This window comes from Kitasatospora sp. NPDC058406, from assembly GCF_042722765.1.
GTDB lineage: Bacteria > Actinomycetota > Actinomycetes > Streptomycetales > Streptomycetaceae > Kitasatospora.
Map to the genome: position 1 here is coordinate 41,042 of NZ_JBHXKE010000008.1, position 18,874 is coordinate 59,915.

At 76.1% G+C, this 18,874-nt stretch carries 16 protein-coding genes and 1 other RNA gene; 8 read left to right on the forward strand and 9 right to left on the reverse strand.

The genetic code is table 11. From position 1 onward, the window contains the following. Positions 1–15: 15 nt before the first annotated feature. Positions 16–669, reverse strand: coding sequence for a class I SAM-dependent methyltransferase (locus ACFWOG_RS03225; RefSeq protein WP_329878862.1), 654 nt, complete (start codon positions 667–669; stop codon positions 16–18). Positions 670–855: 186 nt separating this feature from the next. Between ACFWOG_RS03225 and ACFWOG_RS03230 the strand changes: the two genes are divergently transcribed. Next, positions 856–1,944 carry an alcohol dehydrogenase catalytic domain-containing protein gene (locus ACFWOG_RS03230; RefSeq protein ID WP_380354192.1) on the forward strand — a complete coding sequence of 363 codons (1,089 nt, stop codon included), beginning with the start codon at positions 856–858 and terminating at the stop codon, positions 1,942–1,944. A 122-nt stretch (positions 1,945–2,066) separates the two neighbouring features. On the opposite strand, the gene ACFWOG_RS03235 is transcribed toward ACFWOG_RS03230, so the two are convergent. The 3 genes from ACFWOG_RS03235 to lanL all read right to left on the reverse strand — a co-directional run bounded on the left by ACFWOG_RS03235 (position 2,067) and on the right by lanL (position 7,744). After that, complete coding sequence (locus tag ACFWOG_RS03235; RefSeq protein ID WP_329878860.1) at positions 2,067–2,237, reverse strand: hypothetical protein; 171 nt, start codon at positions 2,235–2,237, stop codon at positions 2,067–2,069. Positions 2,238–2,558: 321 nt separating this feature from the next. Next, positions 2,559–4,565 (reverse strand): alpha/beta fold hydrolase, encoded by a 2,007-nt coding sequence (locus ACFWOG_RS03240; RefSeq protein ID WP_380354195.1) that lies wholly within the window; start codon positions 4,563–4,565, stop codon positions 2,559–2,561. Next, positions 4,562–7,744, reverse strand: coding sequence for a class IV lanthionine synthetase LanL (lanL, locus tag ACFWOG_RS03245; protein WP_380354198.1), 3,183 nt, complete (start codon positions 7,742–7,744; stop codon positions 4,562–4,564). The genes ACFWOG_RS03240 and lanL overlap by 4 nt, the downstream gene beginning before the upstream one ends. Before the next feature lie 529 nt (positions 7,745–8,273). On the opposite strand from lanL, the gene ACFWOG_RS03250 reads away from it, so the two are divergent. The 3 genes from ACFWOG_RS03250 to ACFWOG_RS03260 are packed head-to-tail and all read left to right on the forward strand — an operon-like array spanning position 8,274 to position 11,027. Beyond that, positions 8,274–9,110, forward strand: a complete 837-nt coding sequence (locus ACFWOG_RS03250) for a Nif3-like dinuclear metal center hexameric protein (RefSeq protein ID WP_329878856.1) — start codon at positions 8,274–8,276, stop codon at positions 9,108–9,110. 23 nt (positions 9,111–9,133) lie between these two features. Beyond that, a complete protein-coding gene (locus ACFWOG_RS03255; RefSeq protein WP_380354201.1) occupies positions 9,134–9,877 on the forward strand; it encodes a zinc ribbon domain-containing protein in 744 nt (247 codons plus the stop codon). Between the two features lie 4 nt (positions 9,878–9,881). Continuing rightward, on the forward strand, positions 9,882–11,027 hold the full coding sequence (locus tag ACFWOG_RS03260) for a bifunctional RNase H/acid phosphatase (RefSeq protein WP_355407749.1): 1,146 nt from the start codon (positions 9,882–9,884) through the stop codon (positions 11,025–11,027). Between the two features lie 121 nt (positions 11,028–11,148). On the opposite strand, the gene yaaA is transcribed toward ACFWOG_RS03260, so the two are convergent. Both yaaA and ACFWOG_RS03270 read right to left on the reverse strand, forming a co-directional pair. Then, positions 11,149–11,934 (reverse strand): peroxide stress protein YaaA, encoded by a 786-nt coding sequence (gene yaaA, locus ACFWOG_RS03265; protein WP_380354203.1) that lies wholly within the window; start codon positions 11,932–11,934, stop codon positions 11,149–11,151. Positions 11,935–11,975: 41 nt separating this feature from the next. Further along, a complete protein-coding gene (locus ACFWOG_RS03270) occupies positions 11,976–12,434 on the reverse strand; it encodes a DUF3995 domain-containing protein (protein ID WP_329951630.1) in 459 nt (152 codons plus the stop codon). 244 nt (positions 12,435–12,678) lie between these two features. Here ACFWOG_RS03270 and ACFWOG_RS03275 point away from each other — a divergent pair, with 244 nt between their 5' ends. The 3 genes from ACFWOG_RS03275 to rnpB all read left to right on the forward strand — a co-directional run bounded on the left by ACFWOG_RS03275 (position 12,679) and on the right by rnpB (position 16,107). After that, positions 12,679–14,145, forward strand: a complete 1,467-nt coding sequence (locus tag ACFWOG_RS03275; RefSeq protein WP_380354205.1) for an RNB domain-containing ribonuclease — start codon at positions 12,679–12,681, stop codon at positions 14,143–14,145. 108 nt (positions 14,146–14,253) lie between these two features. After that, positions 14,254–15,696, forward strand: a complete 1,443-nt coding sequence (locus ACFWOG_RS03280) for a DHA2 family efflux MFS transporter permease subunit (RefSeq protein WP_380354226.1) — start codon at positions 14,254–14,256, stop codon at positions 15,694–15,696. 13 nt (positions 15,697–15,709) lie between these two features. Then, positions 15,710–16,107, forward strand: an RNA gene (gene rnpB / locus ACFWOG_RS03285) — RNase P RNA component class A. Positions 16,108–16,222: 115 nt separating this feature from the next. Here the strand turns inward: rnpB and ACFWOG_RS03290 are convergent. The 3 genes from ACFWOG_RS03290 to ACFWOG_RS03300 all read right to left on the reverse strand — a co-directional run bounded on the left by ACFWOG_RS03290 (position 16,223) and on the right by ACFWOG_RS03300 (position 17,778). After that, a complete protein-coding gene (locus tag ACFWOG_RS03290) occupies positions 16,223–16,483 on the reverse strand; it encodes a Prokaryotic metallothionein (RefSeq protein WP_329951632.1) in 261 nt (86 codons plus the stop codon). 117 nt (positions 16,484–16,600) lie between these two features. Further along, positions 16,601–16,999, reverse strand: a complete 399-nt coding sequence (locus tag ACFWOG_RS03295) for an ACT domain-containing protein (protein WP_355407742.1) — start codon at positions 16,997–16,999, stop codon at positions 16,601–16,603. A 188-nt stretch (positions 17,000–17,187) separates the two neighbouring features. Then, on the reverse strand, positions 17,188–17,778 hold the full coding sequence (locus ACFWOG_RS03300; RefSeq protein ID WP_329951634.1) for a dihydrofolate reductase: 591 nt from the start codon (positions 17,776–17,778) through the stop codon (positions 17,188–17,190). Between the two features lie 307 nt (positions 17,779–18,085). Here ACFWOG_RS03300 and ACFWOG_RS03305 point away from each other — a divergent pair, with 307 nt between their 5' ends. Continuing rightward, a complete protein-coding gene (locus ACFWOG_RS03305) occupies positions 18,086–18,751 on the forward strand; it encodes a PadR family transcriptional regulator (RefSeq protein ID WP_329878838.1) in 666 nt (221 codons plus the stop codon). The last annotated feature ends 123 nt before the right edge of the window (positions 18,752–18,874 follow it).

The following is an 18,874-nucleotide window of genomic DNA, read 5'->3' on the forward strand; positions in this document are numbered from 1 at the left end:
ATCAGGGCGGGCGACTCAGGCGGCGGCGCGGCGCAGCACCCGCAGCGATCCCGTCACCGAGACCTCCTCGAACCCTTCGGCGAGTGCCCGCAGGTACACCCGGTAAGGGGCCTGGCCGCCGTCGGCCGGGTCCGGGAAGACGTCGTGCACCACCAACAGGCCCTCGGGCGCCAGGTGGGGCGCCCAGCCCTCGTAGTCGCCGGTGGCGTGCTCGTCGGTGTGGCCGCCGTCGATGAAGACCAGGCCGAGCCGCCCGCCCCAGAGGGCCGCGATCTGCGGGGAGCGCCCGACCAGGGCCACCACGTGGTCCTCCAGGCCCGCCGCGTGCAGGGTCCGGCGGAAGCGGGGGAGGGTGTCCATCCGGCCGACCTCCGGGTCGACCAGGGTCGGGTCGTGGTACTCCCAGCCGGGCTGCTGCTCCTCGGAGCCCCGGTGGTGGTCGACGGTCAGGGCGACCGTGCCGGTCTCCCGGGCGGCGGCGGCCAGCAGGACGGCCGAACGGCCGCAGTAGGTGCCGATCTCCAGCACCGGCAGGCCGGTGCGGCGGGCGGCGGTCACGGCGGCGGCGTACAGCGCGAGGCCCTCGTCCACCGGCATGAACCCGGTCGCGCCCTCGAACGCGGTCAGCACCTCGGGCCGGGGGCGCGCGGTCTCCAGGAGGTCGGACATGGTGCTGCTCCTCGGCGGGGTGGGGGGTGGCGGGGGTCCTGCTCGCCGTCGGACCCTACTGGACGGTACGGCGCCGGCCGGCCCCGGGACCCCGCGCGCCACCGGGTGGAACGTGTTCTACTCCGCCCCGGCGCGTCGTGCCAGAATCGGCCCGACCGTCGATCCGAGGAGAACCGGAGCAGCCGCATGCGCGCAGCCGTCCTGCACAAGACCGGCCAGGACACCCTGGACGTCCGCGACGACGTGGTGGCGGTCGGTTTCGGCCCCGGCAAGGTGAGGGTCCGGCTCCGGGCGGCCAGCCTCTGCCACTCGGACCTGTCGGCGATGAGCGGGGTGCTGCCGCACCCGGCACCGTTCGTGCCGGGTCACGAGGGCGCGGGAGACGTGGTCGAGGTCGGCGAGGGGGTGACGGACGTCGCCGTCGGCGACCGCGTGGTGCTCTGCTGGATGGCGCCGTGCGGCCGCTGCGCCCACTGCGAGCGCGGCCGGGGCCACCTGTGCGTGGCCAGCCTGCGGCGCCTCGGTGCGCCCGGTTTCCGCTTCGGCGCGGAGGGCGGGTTCGTGGAGGCGTCCGGCTTCTACGGCACCGGCACCTTCGCGGAGGAGGTGGTGGTCGACCGGGACGCGGTCGTCCCCGTGCCGGCCGACCTGCCGTACGAGCCGGCCGCGCTGATCGGCTGCGGTGTGACCACCGGCATCGGCGCCGCCGTCCACACCGCCCGGGTCGAGCCCGGCGCGTCGGTCGCGGTGATCGGCGCGGGCGGGGTGGGCGTCTCGGCGGTGCAGGGCGCGCGGGTCTGCGGTGCCGGCCGGATCGCGGTGGTCGACCCGGTGGCCTCGCGCCGGGAGCGGGCCCTGGCCTTCGGTGCCACCGAGGCGCTCGCCCCCGAGGAGCTCAAGGCGGCGGCGAAGGCCCTGCCGGGCGGCGGGTTCGACTACGTCTTCGAGGCCGTCGGCCGCTCGGCCACCGTCCGGGCGGGGTACGACGCGGCTCGGCGCGGCGGCGCCGTGGTGGTGATCGGTGCCGGGGCCCAGGACGATCTGGCGAAGTTCAGCATGGGGGAGCTGTTCTTCAACGAGAAGCGGCTGCTGCCCTCGCTGTACGGCGGGGCACCGGTGCCGCGCACCGTCGCCCTGGTGGTGGAGCTGTGGCGGGCCGGGCGGATCGACCTGGCGGGGATGATCACGCACCGGGTGGGACTGGCGGACGTCAACGAGGCGCTCGCGCAGATGCGGGGCGGCGAGGCGCTGCGGACGATCGTGACGCTGGACTGACCCTCCGGCGGGTGGCCCCGCCGGATGCGGCCCAGGGCCCGCCGGAGTGTCCGGCGGGCCCTGGCGCGCGTGGTGCGGGTGCGAGTGGCGCGAGTCGCACGGGGGCGCGGGGTCGGTGCGGGTCAGCCCCGGCCTGCGGCGGCGCGGTGCCGGCCGTGCGGGTCGGCCTCGGGCACGTCGTCGGAGGCGGAGCGGCCGCGGTGGCGACCGTGCGACGCGGCGCCCTCGGCCGTGGTCTCGTCGGCGTCGGTCCCGTTGGCCAAGGGTCCGGTGGTGTCGGTGAGGGTGGACATCAGAATCGTCTTTTCCGTGCGGAGGTGAGGGTGTTTCGGCGCCCGGCCGTCACCGCCGGCGCGGTCGGGGCCCGGTCGGGCACTCGACCCGGGCGGCGGCGCCGGGGCGTCTCCGGGCACGCACGGCCGGTGATCGCGGCCCGTGCCCCGGTCACCTTAACCGCCGGAGCGGGCGAGATCCTAGCGAGGTCACGACGAGCACCGCACCGGCTCCACGGCCCCGGACGGCCGTGCCTGAGCGCGGGTCGGACGGCGGGACGGTCGGAGCGGGGACGTGTCCCGGACCGGAGCCGGGGACCTGTCCCGGACCGGACCGGGGACCTATCCCGGACGGCCGGTGCGCAGGAACGCGGCGAGCAGCTCGTGCAGCACCGCGCCGCCCTCCTCGGCCAGGACCTCGTGACCTGCGCCGGCCGCCTCCACATACCGGAAGTCGGTCCCCTCGGTGCGTCCGATCCGCAGCAACTCGTGGCGCAGCGACCTCGATTGGCTGACCGGCGCCACCTCGTCCCGGTCGCCGTGCACGATCAGCAACGGGGCGCCGATCCGGTGGGCGAGCTGGAGCACGTCACGCGGCCCGCGGGCGTCCGCGATCGGTTCTCCGCCGCCCAGCCGGGTGGTCAACGCCCTTACCGGGGTCGCGGCTTCGGCCAGCAGCCGGGCTCCGGACAGGAACGGCGCGACGACCGCGCAGCGGGCCACGTGCTCGGCCGGAGCGTGCGCCGCCGCCAACAGGGCCAGGAAGGCCCCGTAACTGACCCCGAACAGGGCCGGCGGCTCCAGACCGAGCGCGGCGCGCTGCCCCGCGATGCCCTCCAGCAGGGACAGGACGTCGTCGAGGTCCGGGCCGCCCCAGGCGCCCCGGATGGCCATCGCGTGCGCCAACCCGTAGCCGGTGGAGCCGCGTTGGTTCGGCGCCAGCACCGCCAGCCCTTCGGCGGCCATCCGCTGCAGCGCCGGGTCGAACTCCAGTCGCCACGCGTCCGCCGGGCCGCCGTGCAGCGCGAGTACCAGGTGCGGGCTGCTCAGCCAGCCGTCCCCGCCGTACACCACGGCCTCCAACGGTCCGGCAGGGCCCGCCAGTTCGAGGCTCTGCGCGGGGTGCCAGCGCCCGCCCTCGCCCGGCGGGGTGGAGCCGTCCAGGCGCCAGCCCGGCTGCGGGGTCCGCGGGCCGGGGCGCGGGGCGCCGGGGTACCAGGGCAGGACGGTGTCCCGCCACGGCCCGGGCAGACCGGTGCCGAGCGGTGCCAACTGCAGGGGCAGCGGCGTCGCACCGGACGCGGCGGGCGCCGGGCCGTGCGCCAGCAGCGCGTCCACGTCCAGGGTGGCGAGCGCCGTCGGGTGGTCGGGCGCCGAGTACGGCATCCGCAGCCCCGCCGCCGACCAGTGCCCGACCGCGCCGAGCCGCCCCGGCGGGACCGGCAGTTGCTCCAGCCGCCCGGCGGCCGGCTGCCACAGCGCGAGCGAGGAACCGGCGCCGTGGTCGACCTGGAGCACCACCCGGGCCCCGCCCGCGGTCGGACGCAGCGCCACCGGGCGCAGGAGCATGCCCGCGACGTGCAGGCACTCCGGGAACCTCAGCGGCGCGTCGCCGCCCAGCACGCCCCAGCCGATCCGGTCGGTCCCGGGCGCGTCGCTGCGCACCATCGCGAACCGGCTGTCCGGGTCGAACAGCACCAGCCGGTCGTTGCTCCGCTCGCCGATCTCCAGCAGCGGGGTGACCGCTCCCGTGCGCAGGTCCAGCACCACGGTGCGGACCAGGCCGCCGCCCACCCGGTCGAGCGCCAGCAGGGCGCCGGTGTGGTCCAGCCAGACCCCGCCGCCGTGCAGCCCCGGGAACTCGGCGACCTGGTGCGGCGCCGAGCCGTCGGCCCGGACCAGCCAGACCGTGGTGGCCGGGCGGGTGTCGGTGCCCAACGCCAGGGCGACCGGGGCCCGGGGGCCGGTCGGGGCGCCGGCCGGCAGCGGCAGGAGGCGCAGCCCGGGCGCCCGCAGGGTGGCCAACGGCCTTTCGGCGGTGACGAGTCGGCCGTCCTGGTCGGTGGTGTGGGACAGCGTCACCAGGTCGTGCCGGTCGCCGTCGTGCCGGCAGACCAGCACCGAGCCGTCCGGCGGCGCGACCAGCTGCGACCGGGGGTCCTCCGAGCGGTTGCCGGGCAGCCGGAGCCCGGCCGCCGAGGCGGGGCCGTCCGGGGGCAGGCGCCAACTCTCCACGTACCAGCCGCCGTCGGCGGCGGACGCGAGACAGGCGGCGTGGCTGCCGTCGGTCGCGAAGGTGAAGCCGAGCCGGCGCAGCGCCTGCGTCGTGGTCCGGGTGGCCACGTTCATGTCGTCCTCGCCTCCGCCGGTTCGACCGTGTGCCCGTCCGCCGGCCTGTCCGCCGGCCCGTCCGCCGGCCTGTTCGCCGGCCCGTCCGCCGTTCGGCCCGAGGTCGCGGTAGTGGTCGCGGACGGGAGCGGTGCCGGGTCCGTCCAGAGCCGGGGCCCGCCGTACCGCAGCCGCAGCAGGAAGGCCAGCGCGCCCGCCGTGCCGGTGCCGTACGCCGCGGCGCACCCGGTGCCGGTCTCGTCCGGCAGGACCAGCAGGCCGTCCCGCAGGGCCGGACGGGCCGCGAGCAGTGCGCCCACCTCGTGGGCGGAGGAGAGGAACTCCGGATCGCCGGTGGCTTCGGCGAGGTCGAGCAGGTACTCGCCGTCGCCGGCCAGGCCGTGGCAGGCGGTGATGCCGCCGTGCCACCGCGCTGCGGCCGCCGCCCGTCCGGCGGCCAGGGCCAGCCGGTGGGCGTCGGGATCCCCGGTGGCCCGCCAGAGCCGGAGCAGGAAGGTGCCCGCGCCGGAGGATCCGCTGCACCAGTGCGCCAGCCGGACGTGCTCGGGATCGTCGGCGCTCTGCGGCCACCACGCGGTCTCCCCGGAGCCGGCCCGGTCGAGGCGGGCGGTCGCGGCGATCGTGCGTCCGGCGGCCGTGGCGCCGTCGAGCAGCGCGCCGTCGCCGGTGGCCTCGGCGGCTGCCAGCAGGAAGGCGCCGACGCCCGCGACGCCGTGGGCGAAGCCGAGGTGGGTGACGCCGGCGAGCACGGAGTCGAAGTCCTCCGGCACCGGCCACACCGTGCCGTACGGGGCCTGCCGCGCGGTCGCCAGCAGCCCGTGTCCGCAGCGGGCGGCCCGGTCGAGGAACGCCGCGGTGTCCGGTGCGAGGCCGTCCCGCGGCCCGCCGACCGGGGGCCCGCCGACCGTCGGGTGGAGCGGCACCCCAGTGGCGAAGCGGAGTTGGAGGTAGCCGGCACCGGCCGCGCCGTGGCAGACGTCGGGGTTGGGCCACGTGACGGGTATCCGCGCGGCCAGCTCCGCCGCCCGCCCGGCCAGGGCGCGGTCGTCCAGCGCGTCGGCGGCGTCCAGCAGCGCCCAGGCGGCGCCGGACCGGCCGAAGTGCAGGCCGGGCAGCACCACCGGCTCGGCGGCGCAGCGGCGTTCGACCCACTCGGCGGCCGTCCGTGCGGTCGTCCGGGCCACGGTCCGGACCTCGGCCGGTAGCCCGTGGGTCGCGGCCGCCCGGGCCAGGACGGCCAGCACGCCCGCCGCACCGTGCTGGACGTTGCACGGATCCGACCGTTCCCCGGCCGGTACCACCGGCCAGAGGCGGTCGCGCCGCAGCGGCGTCGCGGTGGCGGCGAGGTGGCGCAGGCCGTCGTGGAGCACCCGGTCGACGGCGGCGCCGCCGTCGGGGTCGGCCTCGTCCCCGCCCGGTCCTGGCACGTGCGGTCGGGCGGCGGGCAGGGCGGTACCGGTGCCGGTGCCGGTGCCGGTGCCGATGCCGGTGTCGCCGCCGTACACGGACGCGAAGCGCGGCGTCCCGTCGTCGGGGACCGGACGGCCGCCCGGTGCGCGGGCACCGCCATCGCCACCACCGGACTCCGCGGCCGCGCCGGACCCGCGCCCGGCCGCCTCCGCCCCGGCCGCCGTTCCCGCCAGCACCTCCCGGACGCGGGCCACGCTCCACCGCCGCCGGGGCTCCTGGGCGCGGAGCCCGAGGACGGCCGGGGCGAGGCGGCGGGCGGTGGCACCGGAGCGCGCCGCGAGGGCGAGCCAGCGGCCCAGCCGGTCGGCGACCGGGCGGGCGCACGGGAGGTCCTCGGGCAGCAGCGGGTCGTGGCCGGTGGCGAGCAGGAAGAAGAGCCCGCCGAGCGCGTAGAGATCGGTCTCCGGGTCCGCGGTGGAGGCGCCGCCGGTGACCAGCGTGAGCCGCCCGGGGCCCTGTTCGGGGGCGCGGTACCCGGGGGCGCCGGCCGAGCCGGCCCGGCTGCCGGCCTCGGCGGCGAGCTCCAGGCCGACCAGCCGCAGCGAGCCGTCGGGCAGGACGAGGACGTTGCCGGGGGAGAGGTCCCGCAGGACGAGTCCCTGCTCGTGCACCCGCTCGACGAGGTCGAGCAGGGCGTGGGCCACCGGTCCGGCCTCGGCCCAGTCGACGTCGGGGCTGCCGTCCCGGCGCAGCCGGGCCGCGACCCAGCTGCCGAGCGGCTGTCCGGCGATCCGTTCCTGGACGAGGAAGAGGGAGTCGTCCTGTTCGACCAGTTCGACCGGTCGGGGGGCCAGGCCCCGGCCGTCGAGCCGGGCCAGCAGAGCGGCCTCGTGCCGCAGTGCGGTGCGGGCGTCGGTGCCGGCGCGGTCCACCTCGATGTGGGCGCGCGCCTGCTTGACCACGACCTCGGTGCCGCCGTCGGTGTCCCGTCCGAGGAAGACGCCGCCCTCGGCGCCCTTCCGGAGGGTGCCGGTGATCACGTACCGCCCGGCCAGCAGGACCCCGCCGCTGCCGCGCCGCCGCGCCGGGGGCCGGCCCGCGCCGGGCCCGTCCCCGGCGGGATCGCGCACCAGCGGGTCCCGGGCCCACGGCGGGCAGCGGTACGCGGCCTCGCTGACGTCCTCGACCCGTTCGCCGCCGGGCCCGCGCAGCATGGACCGGTAGCCGCCGTCGTTGCCCAGCTCGGCGCGGGCCGCGATGGCGCCGTACCGGTAGTGGACGAGGCTGCCCGGCCGGTACGGGCGGTCGGAGAGCACCACCGGCCCGGGCAGGCCCTCGGTGGCGCGGTGCAACGCGGCGGCCAGCCGCCGGAACTGCGGCTCGCCGTCCGGGTAGACGGTGATGAACTTGCCCGCCGAACCCCGTTCGCGGTGGCGCGAGTTGATCTCGTGCAGCTGGGCCGACCCGGTGGCGAACCGGAACGTGCACGGGTCCTCGGCCAGGATTTCGGTGACGGCGGCGAGCACCACGCCGCCGACCGCCGAGGCGGCGCTGACGTGGAGCTTCCAGCCCTCGTCCGCGAGTTCGCCCGCGGGCGGCCTGGCCGTGCACCAGGGGCCTTCGGCGGCGATCCGCCAGTCGCCGCCTCCCCGGCCCCCGGCTCCGGCCAGCACCGCCCGCGTCATCTCCGGCCACGGGCCGACCGCATCCGGCCCGTGGTCCGCCGAGTCCGTTCCCCCGGCCGTACGCAGCGATGTGCCCGCTTCCATCCGCCACCACATCCCTTCGTCTGGGCCGGTGCCCGCCGGTGCCCACTGCTCCGGCACCCGGGCACCCGGCCGCGGCCTGAATCGGTCCCTCGGTGGGCGCGGGAGTTCGGCCCCGGCCGCGTCCGCCCCGGGCCCGCGGTCCGGCGGTCTCCTGCCGGTGGTCCGTACGGGTCCGCGCGGGTCCGTGCCCGCGGCCGGGCGGGGCGTCCGCCCGACCTCGGGGGCGGTGCAACTCCCTTTCGCAGGAGTGAAGTTACTTTCAGTAGTGAGGGATGCTCAACGCGAAACCGGTCACTTCACTCGTAAGGGTGATCCGGGCGCCGTTTCGCATGTGTGCGAGGCATCCCGTGTGCGGGACCCGGGCCGTGCGGCCCGGCGCGTACGGCCCCCGAGCGCCCTCCGGACGGCGCGCGCCGGCCGCCCGCGCACCCCGAACCACAGGTTGACGCCCGTCCGTGCACCGGACGGCCCGGGCGCCCGTGCGAACCGGGAGGCCCGGCCGCCCCCGCGCGCACGGTAGTCTCGACAGGTGCCGAAACTGTCCGACGTCATCGCCGCCCTCGAAGAGCTGTACCCGCCGCAGTGGGCGGAGTCCTGGGACGCCGTCGGCCTGGTCTGCGGAGACCCTCAGGCCGAGGTCCGACGCGTGCTGTTCGCCGTCGACCCCGTGCAGGCGGTCGTCGACGAGGCCGTCGAGTGGGGGGCCGACCTGGTCGTCACCCACCACCCGCTCTACCTGCGCGGCACCACGACCGTCGCCGCCACCGGCTTCAAGGGCCGTGTCGTGCACACCCTGATCCGCAACGGGATCGCCCTGCACGTGGCCCACACCAACGCCGACCACGCCGACCCGGGCGTCTCGGACGCGCTCGCCGAGGCGGTCGGCGTGACCGTCACCGGCCCGCTGGTCCCGGACCCGACCGACCCGCTGGGCCGGCGCGGCACCGGACGGGTCGGCCTGCTGGAGCCCCCGCTGCCGCTCGCCGCGTTCGCCGCGAAGGTCGCCGCGGGCCTGCCGGCGACCGCCGCCGGCGTCCGGATCTCCGGTGACCCGAACCGCCTGGTGAGCCGGGTCGCGGTGTGCGGCGGCTCCGGCGACAGCCTCTTCGCCGAGGTGCGCGCGGCCGGCGTCGACGCCTACCTCACCGCAGACCTGCGCCACCACCCGGCCTCGGAGGCCGCCGAGACGGCGCCGATCGCCCTGGTCGACGCCGCGCACTGGGCCACCGAGTGGCCCTGGCTGACCCTGGCCGAGCGGGCGCTGAACGGCGCCGGCGAGAAGCGCGGCTGGGCCGTGGAGACGAAGGTCTCCCACACGGTCACCGACCCGTGGACCGCGCACGCCCCCATGTCCTTCCCCGCCTGACCCGATTCACAGGAGCTCTCCGCTTGAACGCCGCGCCCGCCGACCAGATCCGCCTGCTCGACCTCCAGGCCATCGACTCCAAGCTCGACCAGCTGGCCCACCGGCGGCGCAGCCTGCCCGAGCACGCCGAGATCGAGAAGGTCAACGCCGACCACATCGCGCTCAAGGACCTCGTGGTCGCCGCCCAGGCCCAGCTCGGCGACACCACCCGCGAGCTGACCAAGGCCGAGCAGGACGTGGAGCAGGTCCGCGCCCGGTCCGCCCGCAACCAGCAGCGCCTGGACTCCGGTGCGATCAACTCGCCGAAGGACCTGGAGAACCTCCAGCACGAGATCGGCTCGCTGGCCAAGCGCCAGGGGGACCTGGAGGACGTCGTCCTGGAGATCATGGAGCGGCTGGAGTCCGCCCAGACCCGGGTCACCGAGCTGACCGCGCGGCTGGAGCACTCCACCGTCGTGCTGACCGAGGCCGAGGGCCGCCGGGACGCCGCGTTCGCCGAGATCGACGGTGAGGTGGCGAAGATCCGGCGCGACCGCGAGACCGTCGCCGCCGTCGTCCCGGCCGACCTGATCAAGGTCTACACCCGCCTGCGCGAGCAGCAGGGCGGCGTCGGCGCGGCCCGCCTCTACCAGCGCCGCTGCGAGGGCTGCCGCACCGAGTTCTCGATCACCGAGCTCAACGCCATCAAGGCCGAGCCGGTCGACAAGGTGGTCCGTTGCGAGAACTGCGGGCGGATCCTGGTCCGCACCGCCGACTCGGGCGCCTGAGCCGGTGGCGGGGCGCAGATTCGTCGTCGAGGCGGACGGCGGGTCCCGGGGCAACCCGGGGCCGGCCGGTTACGGCGCGGTGGTCCGCGACGGCGACACCGGCCGGATCATCGCCGAGGCGGCCGAGTTCATCGGCCACGCCACCAACAACGTCGCCGAGTACAAGGGCCTGATCGCCGGACTGAAGGCGGCCCGGGACCTCGACCCGGACGCCTCGGTGGACGTCCGGATGGACTCCAAGCTGGTCGTCGAGCAGATGTCCGGGCGCTGGAAGATCAAGCACCCGGACATGCAGCCGCTCGCCGCCGAGGCCCGGACCGTCCTGCCGCGCGGGCAGGTCAAGTACACCTGGATCCCGCGCGAGCGGAACAAGGACGCCGACCGGCTCGCCAACGAGGCGATGGACGCGGGCAAGGCCGGCCGCCAGTGGGAGCCCAAGGCCCCCAAGGCCGCCGCCGCCGTCGTCGAGGAACCGCCGCTGGAGACCGCCGCGCCCAAGGCCGGCTGGGCCGGCGACGCCGACCTCGGCACCCCGACCACCTTCGTCCTGCTCCGGCACGGCGAGACCCACCTCACCCCGGAGAAGCGGTTCTCCGGCAGTGGCGGCACCGACCCGGAGCTCTCCGAGAAGGGCCGTTGGCAGGCCGAGCGGGCCGCCGAGGCGCTGGCCGCGCGCGGCTCGGTCCAGGCCGTGGTCGCGTCGCCGATGCTCCGCACCCGCCAGACCGCCGAGACCGTCGCCGCCCGGCTCGGCCTCGACGTCCGGTACGAGGAGGGGCTGCGCGAGGTCGACTTCGGGGCCTGGGAGGGACTGACCTTCGGCGAGGTGCAGGAGCGCCACCCGGAGGACCTCACCGCCTGGCTGGGCTCCGCCAAGGCCAGGCCGACCGGCGGCGGCGAGAGCTTCACCACCCTCACCCACCGCGTCGGGGTGGCCCGGGACAAGGTCCTCGCCCGCTACCCGGGGAAGACCGTGCTGGTCGTCTCGCACGTCAGCCCCATCAAGACGCTGGTCCGGCTGGCGCTCGGCGCACCGCCGGACGCGCTCTACCGGATGGAGTTGTCCGCCGCCTCGCTCTGCGCCGTCCAGTACTACGCGGACGGCAACGCCTCGGTGCGGCTGCTCAACGACACCGGGCACCTGCGCTGACCGTGCGGGCTCGCGGAACCGCGCGCACCCGCGCCGGGGACCGCCGGGAACCACGGAAGGGCCGGTCGGGAACGACCGGCCCTTCGACGTGCGGTACGCGTGCCGGCGGACTCGGTGCACCTCAGTGCACCTCGGTGACCACCACGTCCAGCTGCCACGGCTTGCGCGCGGTGCCCTCGGCGGCGACCTCCACCCGGTAGCCGAGCCCCAGCAGCGCGTCCACCAGCTCACCGGGCGCCTTGGGCGCCGCGTCCGTGACCAGCAGGTCGCGGACCAGCCGGCCCTTGGTCGCCTTGTTGAAGTGGCTGACCACGGTGCGCCGGCCGTCCCGTTCCTGGAGCACCCGGACGGTCGCCGTCCGGGACACCACCTCGCCGGCGGGCTTCCAGGCGGTCGCGTACGCGGCGGAGCGCAGGTCCAGCACCAGCCCGTCGGCCACCTCCGGCAGCACGGGCGCCATCGCACCCCGCCAGTACGCTCCGAGCGCCCCCAGGCCGGGGAGTTTCACGCCCATCGAGCAGCGGTAGGGCGGGATCCGGTCGTCGATCCGCACAGCGCCCCAGAGCCCGGAGAAGACCAGCAGCGTCCGCGCCGCCCGGTCGTACGCGGCCTCGTCGAGCGTCGCCAGTCCGAGGTTGTCGAAGAGCACCCCGGTGTACACCTCCCCGGCCGGGAGCGCGCCCGTCGTCGGCAGGCCGGCGTTCCTCGCCACCTCGCCGCGCAGGCCGGGACTCAGGCCGAGCACCTCGGCGGCCGCGTCGCCGTCGCCCCGGCAGAGGTCGACCAGGGTCTCCAGCACCCGGGCCCGGGCCGCCGTCAGCCCGGGCAGCGACAGCCCGTCGAGCGCCAACGGCACACCGTCCCCGGACGCGGCCTTCCCCTCCGAGGGCGGCAACAGGACCAGCACGGCGTACTCCTCAACACTTCGTGGCGGCGGACCCGGCCACCCTACGCAACCGGCCCCCGCTCCCGGTAACCCGTCGCCGCGACCGCCGCGGCCCCGGCGCCGAGCGCCAGGCAGAGCGGCGAGTAGTACCGGGTGTCCAGGCGCCGGAACCGCTCCGAGCGCCCGAGCAGCCCACCACCGAAGAGCAGCAGCCCGCCCGCGCCGCGCGCCAGCATCACCGCAGACACCGCCCGCACCCCCACCCGGCGCAGCCGCGCGGGCCCGACCGCCGGCACCACCCCGGCCTCCGCGGCCACCAAGTACGCGGCCGAACCCAGCAGCCCCGCCACCGCCGCGCACGCCGCGGCCGGGGGCACCCCCTCGCCGGTGCCGACCACGGTGTCCGCGAACTCCTCCGGCGTCCGCAGCGGCCACGGCGTCACCGTCCACAGCGCGTGCAGCGCCCCGGTCCCCGCCAGTACCCCGGCCACCGCCGACCCCACGACCTTCGACCCACGCATCGCCCGATCCCCCTCCTCCGTTGCGATCACCAGCTCCCCCCACGCTACGACCCCTTACACCGCCACCCCGGCACCCCACCGGCCCCGCCACGACGACGACGTGGCCGCTGCTGCCAAGGACTTCAGGTCGCTGCTGGGCCGCTGAGCCCCCGCCTCGCGGCCGTCGCAGGACCGGCCGGACGTCGGCACGCCGCCCGCGGGCGACGTCCGGCCGGAACCACCCGGCCGGCCCTACGCTGCCTCCATGCCCCGCCGAAAACTGCGTGTCAAGGCCGCCGACTCCGCCCGGATCAACGCCGAACTGGCCGAGTTGCGGGCCCGACCGGAGATCCGCACCGAGTGGCCCGAGGCCGTCCTGGCGGAGGCCGAACAGGCCGCCGAATGCCCGCGCCTGCCCGAGTACGACGCCACGGACCTGCCGCTGTTCACCGTCGACCCGCCCGGCTCCCGCGACCTCGACCAGGCGATGCACCTCGCCCACCGCCCCGGCGGCGGCTTCCGGGTGCACTACGCCATCGCCGACGTCGCCGCCTTCGTCCGCCCCGGCGGGGCGATCGACGAGGAGGCCCGCCGCCGGGTCGAGACCCTCTACTTCCCCGACCGGCGCGTCCCGCTGCATCCGACCCGGCTCTCCGAGGACGCGGCCAGCCTGCTGCCCGGAGAGCTCCGCCCGGCCCTGCTCTGGCAGCTCGACCTGGACGCGGACGGCGCCGTCGTCCTCGCCGACCTCCGGCGCGCGGTGGTCCGCTCCCGGCGCCGGCTCGACTACGCGACCGTCCAGCGCGCCGTGGACGCCGGCGGAGCCGACGAGCAGCTCGGCCTGCTCGCCACCGTCGGCCGGCTCCGCGAGGAGCGGGAGCGCGAGCGCGGCGGGATCAGCCTCCCCGTCCCCGAGCAGGAGATCGAGGAGACCCCGCGCGGCTATGCGCTCGGCTACCGCGCGCCCACCCCCGCCGACGGCTGGAACGCCCAGATCTCGCTGCTCACCGGCATGGCCGCGGCCGAGCTGATGCTCGACGCGGGCGTCGGCCTGCTGCGCACCCTGCCCGCCGCCCCGCCCGCCGCGTACGAGCGGCTGCGCCGCACCGCCCGCGCGCTGGACGTGGACTGGCCGGACGGCCTGCCGTACCCGGAGCTGATCCGCTCCCTCGATCCGCAGCGCCCGCTGCACGCCGCGTTCCTCGACGAGTGCACCGGCCTGCTGCGCGGGGCCGGCTACGCCGCCTTCGACGTGAGCGGCGGCGTGCCCGCGCCCGCCGACCCGGTGCACGCCGCGCTCGCCGCGCCGTACGCGCACTGCACCGCGCCGCTGCGCCGGCTGGGGGACCGGTTCGCCCAGGAGGTGTGCGCGGCGGTGGCGGCGGGGGAGGAGGTGCCGGCCTGGGCGCGCGAGTCGCTGCCCGGGATCCCGGCGCTGATGGCGGCGGGGGACCGCCGTTCGGGTGAGGTCGAGCGGGCCTGCATCGACCTGGTGGAGGCGGAGCTGCTGGCCGGCCGGGAGGGCGAGGACTTCGCCGCGGTCGTGGTCGACGTCGACGGCAAGCGGCCCGGTCGCGGCACCGTCCAGCTGCGGGATCCCGCCGTCCGGGCCCGCTGCGAGAGCCCCGACGGCGCGTCAGGCGGCGGGGGTCTGCCGCTCGGCGAGCTGGTGCGGGTCCGGCTGGTCGTCGCCGACCCCGCCACCCGTACGGTCCGCTTCACCGCCGTCTGACGGCCCGGCCGGTGGGAGGATCGACCCGTGGCCGAAGCGACCTCCCCCAGTCCACCGCCCGCCGCCCCGCACCCGGGCCCGTCCGCCGATCCCGGCCGGCGCCGCCGCCTGCTGATCCTGGCGATCTGCTGCCTGAGCCTGTTCATCGTCGGGCTCGACAACACCGTCGTGAACATCGCCCTCCCGGAGATCCAGAAGGACCTGGACGCCCCCGCCTCCGGCCTGCAGTGGATCATCGACGCCTACACCCTGGTGCTGGCCTCGCTGCTGATGCTGTTCGGGTCGGTGGCCGACCGGTTCGGCCGCCGCCGGGTGTTCCAGACGGGTCTGCTGCTCTTCGTGCTCGGCTCGCTGCTCTGCAGCCTGGCGCCGAGCCTGGAGTGGCTGGTCCTGTTCCGCGCGGTGCAGGCGGTCGGTGGCTCGATGCTGAACCCCGTGGCGATGTCGATCATCACCAACACCTTCACCGAGCCGCGCGAACGGGCCCGGGCGATCGGTGTCTGGGGCGGCGTGGTCGGCATCTCCATGGCGCTCGGACCGCTGCTCGGCGGCTTCCTCGTGCACGCCGCCGGCTGGCCGGCGATCTTCCTGATCAACGTCCCGGTCGGCCTGGTCGCCTTCCTGCTGACCGCGCGCTACGTCCCCGAGTCGCGCGCCCCCCGCGCCCGACGGCTGGACCCGGTCGGACAACTGCTCATGGTGGCGCTGCTCGGCTGCGGCACCGCCGCGATCATCGAGGGTCCGGAGCACGGGTGGACGTCCCCGCTGATCCTCGGCCTGGCCACGACGGCGCTGGTCGCGCTGGTGGCCTTCCCGCTGTGGGAGCGCCGGGTCGCCGAGCCGCTGGTCGACCCGCGGTTCTTCCGCAGTGCGCCGTTCACCGGCGCCACCCTGACGGCGGTCTGCGCCTTCGCCGCGCTCGGCGGCTTCCTCTTCCTCAACACCCTCTACCTCCAGGACGTCCGCGGCTACAGCCCGGTCGAGGCGGGCCTGTGGACGCTGCCGATGGCCGGGATGATGCTGGTGTGCGCGCCGCTCTCGGGCCGGATCGTCGGCAGCCGGGGCCCGCGCGGCCCGCTGGTGCTGGCCGGGATCGGCCTCACCGGCAGCGGCCTGCTGCTCACCCGGCTGGCCGCCGACTCCCCGCCCGCCCTCCTGCTGGCCGCGTACGCGCTGTTCGGCTTCGGCTTCGGCATGGTGAACGCGCCGATCACCAACGCCGCGGTCTCCGGCATGCCCCGCGCCCAGGCCGGTGTGGCGGCGGCCGTCGCCTCGACCAGTCGGCAGGTCGGCCAGTCGCTCGGTGTCGCGGTGATCGGTACGGCGGTCACCGCGGCGGTGATCGGCCCGGTCGTCACGGGCTTCGCCCCGGCCAGCCACGTGGGCTGGTGGATCGTGACCGGTCTCGGTGTCGCCATCCTGGTGATCGGGCTGGTCACCACCACCGCCTGGGCCACCGCGACCGCGGCCGGGGTGGCCGCCCGGCTCGGCGGCGAGCCGCCCGTCGCCCGGGCCGCGGTGCGGGAGGCGCCGCCCGAGCGGCTACGATGACCACTACGGCGGAAGAGCCGGCCGGGCGGCCGCGACGGGTCCCAGGACCCGCCGAGGAACGTCCGGGCTCCACAGAGCAGGGTGGTGGGTAACGCCCACCCGGGGTGACCCGCGGGACAGTGCCACAGAAAACAGACCGCCCGCCGCTTCGGCGACGGGTAAGGGTGAAACGGTGGTGTAAGAGACCACCAGCGACCGGGGTGACTCGGCCGGCTCGGTAAACCCCACCTGGAGCAAGGTCAAGATCGGCGCCTCCGGGTGCCGTGCGCGGATGACCGAGGGCTGCTCGCCCGAGTCCGCGGGTAGACCGCACGAGGCTGTCGGCAACGGCAGCCCTAGATGGATGGCCGCCTCCCCGGCTCGCGCAAGCGGCCCGGGAGACAGAACCCGGCGTACAGGCCGACTCTTCCGCCGCCGACTTGGGGAAAGGCCCCCCGACCTGCGAAACGGCAGGTCGGGGGCCTTTTTCGCTACCTCGGAACCCCGCCGGAGCGCTCACGTGCCGGCCGGCCCGGGTGGGGCGGGTCTACGAGGACGGGCGGGTGCCGACGGCGTCGCGGATCTGTTCGCCGAGGCCGCCGTTGACGCGGGCGCAGTTGGCGCAGCAGAAGAACATGCCGGCGACCTCGACGCCGTGGCCGACGATCCGGACCTGGCACTGCTCGCAGCGCGGGGCCAGCTTCTCCATCGCGCACTCGAAGCTGTCGAAGGTGTAGACGTCGCCGGTGACGGTCTTGATCTCGAAGGCGAGCCAGTAGTCGTTGCCGCACGTGACACAGGTGGCCATGGTGGCGCACTTCCTTCCGGGGCGGGTCCAAGAGGGGCGGGGCTGACCGGTCGGGCGGGTCGCCCGGTCCTTCCAGTCTCGGAGCCCGCCCGGGGAGCGGCCACCCGGTGCACCCGGTCAGGCGGGCCGGTCGGCGAACTCCTCCAGGGCCCGGACGGCGCGGTCCGCGTCGTCGGCGGCGACGAAGAGGTGGTCGTGGTGGAAGCCGGCCACCACGTTGCAGCTGATCCCCTCCTCGGCGAGCCGCCCGGCCACCGCGGCGGTGAGGCCGACGGCCTCCAGCGCGGAGTGGATCTGCAGGGTGATCCAGGCGGCCACGTACTCGTAGCGAAGGCCGAGCGCGTCGGCCTCCTCCTGGGCCACGACCACCGTCACCCCCTCGGGTTCGGCGACCGTGACCACCGGCCGCATGCCGGCGGGCACCCTGGCGGGCAGCGTGCAGTACACGTACCGCCCCGGGTTGAGTTGTGGGCGCATTCCGCGCAGCAGTGTCGCGAGGTCTCGTTCTCCGGCCATGCCCGTCACCGTAGTGGCACCGCCGCAGGTCGCGGCCTCGCCGGGGGCATGTCGGACCGAGATGTCGGGCGGAGTGCCGGGCGGGGTGTCGGACCGGCCGCCCGGGGCGCGGGTCGCAGCGATGCGCGAACGCAGCCGGAGGCCCGATCCGGTGTCACCGTTCGCAGCGGACCGGTTCGCGCACCGGCTCAGCTCGGTCGACGGCGCACCCGGTAGCGCAGGTGGAGCACCCGGTTGCCCTGAACCACCACGTCCGGGCCCTCCAGGAGGTGCTGCGCGTGGACCGACCCGAAGAAGCGCCTGCCGGACCCGAACACGACGGGTACGACGTCCATGCGCACCTCGTCGACCAGGCCCGCGGCAAGCACCTGGCCGCCGACGTCGCCGGCGGCGACCTCGACCGTGCGGTCTCCCGCGAGTTCCTGTGCCTTGGCCACGGCGGCCTCGACGCCGTCGACGAAGTGGAACGGCGCCCCGGGGTCCCAGCCCTCGGGCGCCGGCCGGTGCGTCACGACGACCACGTGGTCGATCCCGCCCGGAGGCGTCCCGTCCCAGCCGTCCGTCATGTCGAAGACGCGGCGGCCGACGATCGTGACTCCGATCTGGTCCCAGTACGGCCGGGTGTGGTCGTAGGACGCCCGCGAGACCTTCAGCGCGCCGCTCTCGTCCAACGGGACGTCACCGTTGGACAACCAGTCGAACAGTGGTCCGGGCTGGTCGTTCTCGTCCGCGACGAAGCCGTCCACCGACACCGAGCTGTACATGACCACCTTGCCCACGGGGCTCTCCTCTGCTCTGGGGTGCCCCAAACTAGCGCGTCGCGAGCTCTCGCTCCTCCCCGTGCTCCTTTTGGGCCCACTTCGGCTCGGCCCCTGGTGAGCCGCGGCCCGGGACCTGACCTGGGGCGGTCCGACGTCGACGGCGATCGGTCCGGGTCGCCTGTCGCAGGACATCGGCGACCGTGTCGGTAGCGTTGACGGACGACAGTCGGCGATATATCGTCGAAGTATCGAGACAGTAACTCGACTGTCTTGAACGATCGTCTGTGCGGCCGCGTTCCCGCGGCCGGTACGGGAGGTGGGTGCCATGCGTCCAGGACGATTCCGCGAAGAGGGCCCGTACGGCGGACGCCGTCGGGGGCCGGACTTCGCCGGGGGTCCCGGAGAGTGTTTCGAGGGCCGCGAGGCGTTCGGCCCGTTCGGGCCGCCGCCGTTCGTCGGCGGGCCCGGACGGCCGCCCGGGCCGCCGTGGGGCCGCGGCTTCGGCGGGCCCGGAGGGCCCGGCGGGTTCGGCCCGCGCGGCCGTCGCGGCCGGGCTCGGCGGGGGGACGTGCGTGCCTCGCTGCTGGCGCTGCTCAAGGAGCGGCCGATGCACGGCTACGAGATGATCGCCGAGATCGCCGAGCGGTCCGGCGGGGCCTGGCGGCCCAGCCCGGGTTCGGTCTACCCGACCCTCCAGCTGCTGGAGGAGGAGGGCCTGATCACGGCGGAGGAGCTCGGCGGCAAGCGGCTGGTCTCGCTCACCGAGGCGGGCCGGGCCGAGGCCGACGCCGGGCCGGACGAGCCGTGGGCGGAGGCCGGTCAGGACGTCGACTGGGCCGCGGTCCAGGAGGTCGGCCAGGCGCTCGGCGCGGTGGAACACGCCGTCCGGCAGGTCATGGCGACCGGGACGGAGGCGCAGCGGGTCAAGGGCCTGGCCGTGCTCACCGAGGCCCGGAAGAAGCTGTACCTGATCCTGGCCGAGGACGACTGACCGTCGGTGACCGCCGGTGCCGTCGGCGCCGGGTGAAGGCGGCCCGGCGCCCGCGGTGGGCCGGGGGGGGGTGGGGGGGGGCCCAGCGCGCGGCCCGGGACCCCCGGACCGCGGGGCGGGTGT